This window comes from Trebonia sp., assembly GCF_049794275.1.
GTDB lineage: Bacteria > Actinomycetota > Actinomycetes > Streptosporangiales > Streptosporangiaceae > Trebonia.
Genome location: NZ_JBARCR010000169.1, coordinates 1 through 5,555 on the forward strand (window position 1 = coordinate 1; position 5,555 = coordinate 5,555).

Annotated in this window: 4 protein-coding genes; 3 read left to right on the forward strand and 1 reads right to left on the reverse strand. The window is 70.0% G+C overall.

The window, feature by feature from the left end:
* Positions 1 to 303: 303 nt before the first annotated feature.
* The 3 genes from WA805_RS04825 (at position 304) to WA805_RS04835 (ending at position 3,800) form a co-directional block, all read left to right on the forward strand.
* The gene (locus WA805_RS04825; RefSeq protein ID WP_425241744.1) at positions 304 to 1,110 is read left to right on the forward strand and encodes a fumarylacetoacetate hydrolase family protein; all 807 of its coding nucleotides are present in this window, start codon (positions 304 to 306) and stop codon (positions 1,108 to 1,110) included.
* A 96-nt stretch (positions 1,111 to 1,206) separates the two neighbouring features.
* Positions 1,207 to 2,118, forward strand: a complete 912-nt coding sequence (gene dapA / locus WA805_RS04830) for a 4-hydroxy-tetrahydrodipicolinate synthase (protein ID WP_422278330.1) — start codon at positions 1,207 to 1,209, stop codon at positions 2,116 to 2,118.
* Entirely contained in the window at positions 2,115 to 3,800 is a 1,686-nt protein-coding gene (locus WA805_RS04835; RefSeq protein ID WP_422278332.1) for a ribonuclease J, read from the forward strand. Before dapA ends, WA805_RS04835 begins: the two co-directional genes overlap by 4 nt.
* A gap of 31 nt (positions 3,801 to 3,831) precedes the next feature.
* Here WA805_RS04835 and WA805_RS04840 read toward each other — a convergent pair whose 3' ends face one another.
* Positions 3,832 to 5,268 (reverse strand): APC family permease, encoded by a 1,437-nt coding sequence (locus WA805_RS04840; RefSeq protein WP_425241745.1) that lies wholly within the window; start codon positions 5,266 to 5,268, stop codon positions 3,832 to 3,834.
* Between the last annotated feature and the right edge of the window lie 287 nt (positions 5,269 to 5,555).

The window sequence follows — 5,555 nt, forward strand, 5'->3', positions numbered from 1 at the left end:
CGCCAGGCCGGCACCGCCCGTGACGGCGGCGAGCCTGGTCCTGCCCTTGCGCCGCCGCTGCCTGGCCCTGGCCAGCTCGGCGTCCGCGGGTTCGCGTTCCGGCGTCATGAAGCCCTCCAGTCAGTGACGTGATCGGTACGTACTCACTGTCGTGCGCCCGGCTCGGCGGGCCGTGCCGATAACCTCAGCCGCTCCGCAGAGCCGTCAGGGAGCCGGACCGGTGAGAGCAAACGCAGATGCTGATGAGAGCGGCTCTCAAGCGGTACCATCCGGGACGACGCCAACGAGCAAGGAGGCCCGCGGGTGCGGTACTGCACGTTCAGGCTGGGAGACGAGACGGCGCCAGGCCGGGTCGAAGGCGGCGAGGTCATCCGCCTTCAGGCGCCCACCCTCATCGACGTCCTCACGGCGCCGGCGAACAGCCAGCCCCCAGCCGGCCAGCGCTACCCCCTCGACCAGGTCACGCTCCTCGCCCCCATCCCGGTGCCGCCGTCGATCAGGGACTTCTTCGCCTTCGAGCAGCACGTGGCCACCGCCCGCAGGAACCGCGGGTCGGAAGTGCCGAAGGAGTGGTACGAGTTCCCCGTCTTCTACTTCACCAACCCGGCGGCGGTGTACGGCCCTGACGACGACATCCGCTACCCGGAGGGCACGAGCGAGCTGGACTACGAGCTCGAGATCGCCGCCGTCATCGGCAAAGACGAAGAGATCGCCGGGTTCATGGTCATGAACGACTTCTCCGCCCGCGACATCCAGCGCAAGGAGATGCGCGTCGGCCTCGGTCCCGCGAAGGGCAAGGACTTCGCGACGAGCTTCGGCCCGGTCCTCGTCACCCCCGACGAGTTCGACGGCACGAGCGCGGTGATGACCGCCAGGGTCAACGGCGAGGAACGGTCCCGTGGCAACCTCGCCGACATGCATTACTCCTGGCGGCAGATCCTCGACCGGGCGTCCAGCAACACCCAGCTGAGACCGGGGGACGTGATCGGCTCGGGGACGGTGGGCTCCGGCAGCATCCTGGAGCACGACGACGGCCGCTGGCTCACCCGCGGCGACGTGGTCGAGCTCGAGATCGAGGGGCTCGGCACGCTGCGCAACCGCATTGCCTGAAACCGCGGCTTCTCCCGTCGGCCGGCCGCCCGCCACGTGCTACGCCACGGGCGATACGGAGTACCCGGTGCGGCCCTGGCGCGGTAGCGTTCGGATATGACCAACACCACGGCTCCCTTCGGCCGGCTGTTGACGGCCATGGTCACACCGATGACTCCTGACGGCGCCGTCGACTATGACGGCGCGGCCCGGCTCGCCACCCACCTCGTGGACGACATGCGCAACGAGGGGCTGGTGATCAACGGCACCACCGGCGAGGCGCCGACCACGACGGACGAGGAGAAATCGCGGCTGATCAAGGCGGTGCTCGAGGCCGTCGGTGACCGGGCCAAGGTGGTGGCCGGGGTGGGCACCAACATCACCGCGCACACCGTCGAGCTCGCCCGCCAGGCCGAGCGAGCCGGAGCGCACGGCCTGCTCGCGGTGACCCCGTACTACAGCAAGCCCGCGCAGGACGCGCTCATCGCCCACTTCACCACGGTGGCCGACAGCACGCAGCTCCCGATGCTGATCTACGACATTCCCGGCAGGACGGCCGTCGCGCTGGCGACGGAGACCCTGGTCACGCTGAGCAGTCACCCCCGGATCGTCGGCGTCAAGGACGCCAAGGGCGACCTGGCGGCCACGTCGCAGGTGCTGTCCCGCACCGGCCTCGCGTACTACTCAGGCGACGACCCGATGAACCTGCCGCTGTGGTCGATCGGCGGCGTCGGCTGCATCAGCGTCACCGGCCACGTCGTCGGGGACCGGATCTTCGAGATGCTCGAGGCGTTCACCGACGGCCATAACACGCAGGCGGCGAAGCTGCACCTGTCCATGCTCCCGGTCAACGTCGGGCTGTTCCGCAACCAGGCGGCGGTCATGACCAAGGCGGCCATGGACCTGCTCGGCCTGCCGGGCGGCGGCGTGCGCGGCCCGCTGCTCCCCGCCAGCGATGCCGAGCGGCAAAAGCTGCATGACGACCTCACCGCGGGCGGCGTCAACATCCAGGCTGAGGCGCACCGTTGAGCTACCCGCACCCCGAACTGACCCCACCGGCTCCCCTCGACCACAACGGACTGCGGGTCATCCCGCTCGGCGGTCTCGGCGAGATCGGCCGGAACATGACCGTCTTCGAATACGGCGGCCGGCTGCTGATCGTCGACTGCGGCGTGCTGTTCCCCGAACCGGACCAGCCGGGCGTGGACCTGATCCTGCCCGACTTCGCCTACCTCGAGGGCCGGCTGGACCAGGTCGAGGCGCTGGTGCTGACGCACGCCCACGAGGACCACATCGGCGCGGTGCCTTACCTGCTCCGCAACCGCGGCGACGTGCTGCTCGTCGGGTCGAAGCTGACGCTCGCCCTGGTGCGGTCCAAGCTCACCGAGCACCGCCTCACCCCGGAGACGGAGGAGGTGCGAGAGGGAACCACGCGTACGTTCGGACCATTCGAACTTGAGTTTTTCGCAGTCAACCACTCGATTCCAGACGCCCTGGCCGTCGCGATCAAGACCCCGGCCGGCGTAGTGCTGCACACCGGTGACTTCAAGATGGACCAGCTGCCGCTCGACGGGCGGCTGACCGACCTGGCCGGGTTCGCGCGGCTCGGCGGCGAGGGCGTCGACCTGCTGCTGTCCGACTCGACCAACGCCGAGGTGCCGGGCATCGTGCGGTCCGAGCGGGACATCGCGCCGGTGCTCGACGAGGTGTTCGCGAACGCCGCGCAGCGGATCATCGTGGCCTGCTTCGCGTCGCACGTGCACCGGGTGCAGCAGGTGCTGGACACCGCGGTGAAGCACCGGCGGAAGGTCGCGTTCGTCGGCCGCAGCATGGTGCGCAACATGGGCGTCGCCCGCGACCTCGGCTACCTGCACGTGCCCGGCGGGCTGCTCGTCGACCTGCGCGAGGCCGAGGAGCTGCCGCCTCGCGACGTGGTGCTGATCTCCACCGGGTCGCAGGGCGAGCCGATGTCCGCGCTGTCCCGGATGGCGGGCCGGGACCACCCGATCAGGATCGCGCCCGGCGACACGGTGATCCTGGCCTCCAGCCTGATCCCCGGCAACGAGACCGCCGTCTACCGGGTGATCAACGGGCTGACCAGGCTCGGCGCGCGCGTGGTGCACAAGGAATCCAGCCTGGTGCACGTGAGCGGGCACGCCCCGGCCGGCGAGCTGCTGTACGTGCTCAACCTGGTCAAGCCGCGCAACTTCATGCCGGTGCACGGCGAATGGCGGCACCTGCGGGCGCACGCGCGGCTGGCGTCGCTGACGGGCGTGCCCGACGACCACATCGTCATCGCCGAAGACGGCGTGGTGGTCGACCTGGTCGACGGCCAGGCGTCGATCGCCGGCGCGGTGCCGTGCGGGTACGTCTACGTCGACGGGCTCACCGTCGGCGAGGTGACCGAATCCCAGCTCAAGGACCGGCGCATCCTCGGCGACGAGGGCTTCATCTCGGTCGTCATGGTGGTCGATTCGAACAGCGGCAAGATCGTCGGCGGCCCGGAGATCCACGCGCGCGGCTCGGGCATCGACGAGGGGGCGTTCAGCGAGGTGCTGCCGAAGCTTCAGGAGGCGCTGGAGCGCGCCGCCGCCGAGGGGATCTCCGACACGCACGCGCTGCGCCAGCTCGCCCGCCGGGTGATCGGCAAGTGGGTCAGCGACAACTTCCGCCGCCGCCCGATGATCATCCCGGTGGTCGTCGAGGTCTAGCCTCTAGCCCGCGTACCCGCGTAGCCCGCGCTCAGAGGCCGATGACGTCCTCCTCGTTCCTGATGCCCTCCCGCGCCGCCAGCGCCTGACCCAGCTTGCGGGCCGTGCCCGGCGCCAGCAGCACGCCGACGACCGCGACGGCCAGCCAGGCGCCGGCCACGATCGGGAACCAGTGGCCGTCGCCGGTCGGGTACGGGTAGACGTTCCGGTACAGCGTGTACCCGAGGACGATGATCCCCGCGATCGGGATCACGACCTGCCACATCGGCACCGAAGGCATCTGGCGCCGGACGAACACCAGCATCGTCATGCCGATCGTCGCGAGCACGTAGACGACGAGCAGGATCAGCGTGCCGATCGTGCCCGACCACAGGAACGCGTTCTGGGCCAGCGAGGACGTGTTGGCGGACACCGCGACGTAGACCGCGAAGATCACGGCCGCGCAGACCGTGACAATCCCCGTCGCGTAGGCGGGCGTGCCCCACCGGGACGTCCTGCTCACGCCGCGCCCTTCGCCGAACGTGTCCCGCGACATCGCGTAGAACAGCCGCGCCGCGCCGACCGTGCAGGCCAGGCAGCAGCCGAACGCCGACACCGTCGTCCCCGCCGTGATCACGTTGCCGACCCACGAGCCGACGTAGGAGCTGCCGAGGTCGCCCAGGAGCGAGGGCGACGAGGTGAAGGCGGCGACCCCCTTAGCGGACGTACCGAAGCCCATCATCTCCGCCGCGGTGACGACCACGAAGTAGATGCCGCCGAAGACGGCCACGCCAAGGATCGCTCGCGGGATGGCCCGCTGCGGGTTGTGCATCTCTTCGCCAAGCGTGGACGACGCCTCGAACCCCGCAAACGACAGGAAGCCGAACACCACGCCCAGGAACAGCCCGGACGGGCCGATCCCCGGCTGCGGGCTGAACACGCTCCAGGTGAAGTGCGAACCACCCGGCGCGTCCCCCTTCAGCAGCCGGACGAACACGACCACGGTGACGATGAGGATCAGCGTGACCGTGCACACCTCCACGACGAGCAGCACGTTGGTGCCGCCGCGCGCGGGCAGCGCGGCGAGCACCAGCGCGAGCGCGAGCGCGATGCCGACGACCAGCATCGGCGCCCAGGCCGGCTGGTTCTTCCAGATGCCGAGGGAGTCGAGCAGTCCCGCGCCGAAGATGCCCGCCGCCGCCGCGGTCACCACCGCGTAGAACACGTAGGTGCCGGCCAGTCCCCAGCCCGCGATCACGCCCCACCGCGGCCCGAGCGTCGCCCCGACGAACGCGTACACCGACCCGGAGTGCCGGTAGTACTGGCAGAGCCGCACGAACGTGTAGGCCACGAACAGCACGCCGACCCCGGCGATGAGGAACGTCAGCGGCACCGCGCGCCCGGCGGCGAGCGCCGCGCCCTGCGGGTTGATGTTCGCGGCCATGGACGGCGCCATCAGCGCCAGCGACAGGCCAACCGCCTGCCACACGGACAGAGATCGTTTCAGCCCAGGCTTGGCAGCCGTCTTCTGGGCCGGGGTCGTCGCCATCGCCACCTCACAGGAGCATGATCGTTTGCCGCTAGTGTGACGGATGTTTCCCGGCTGCGGAAGAGGGCGTAACCGGTGTAAACGTGGAACAATTAAACGAGATAGATCTCGAATGTGCGCAGGCGTTACGATGGCGGCGTGAACACGACGGCGGAGACGGTGCGGGTCGGCGTCCTCGGCCCGCTGGCGGTGACCGACGCGGCCGGCCGCCCGGTCCGGGTCGGCGG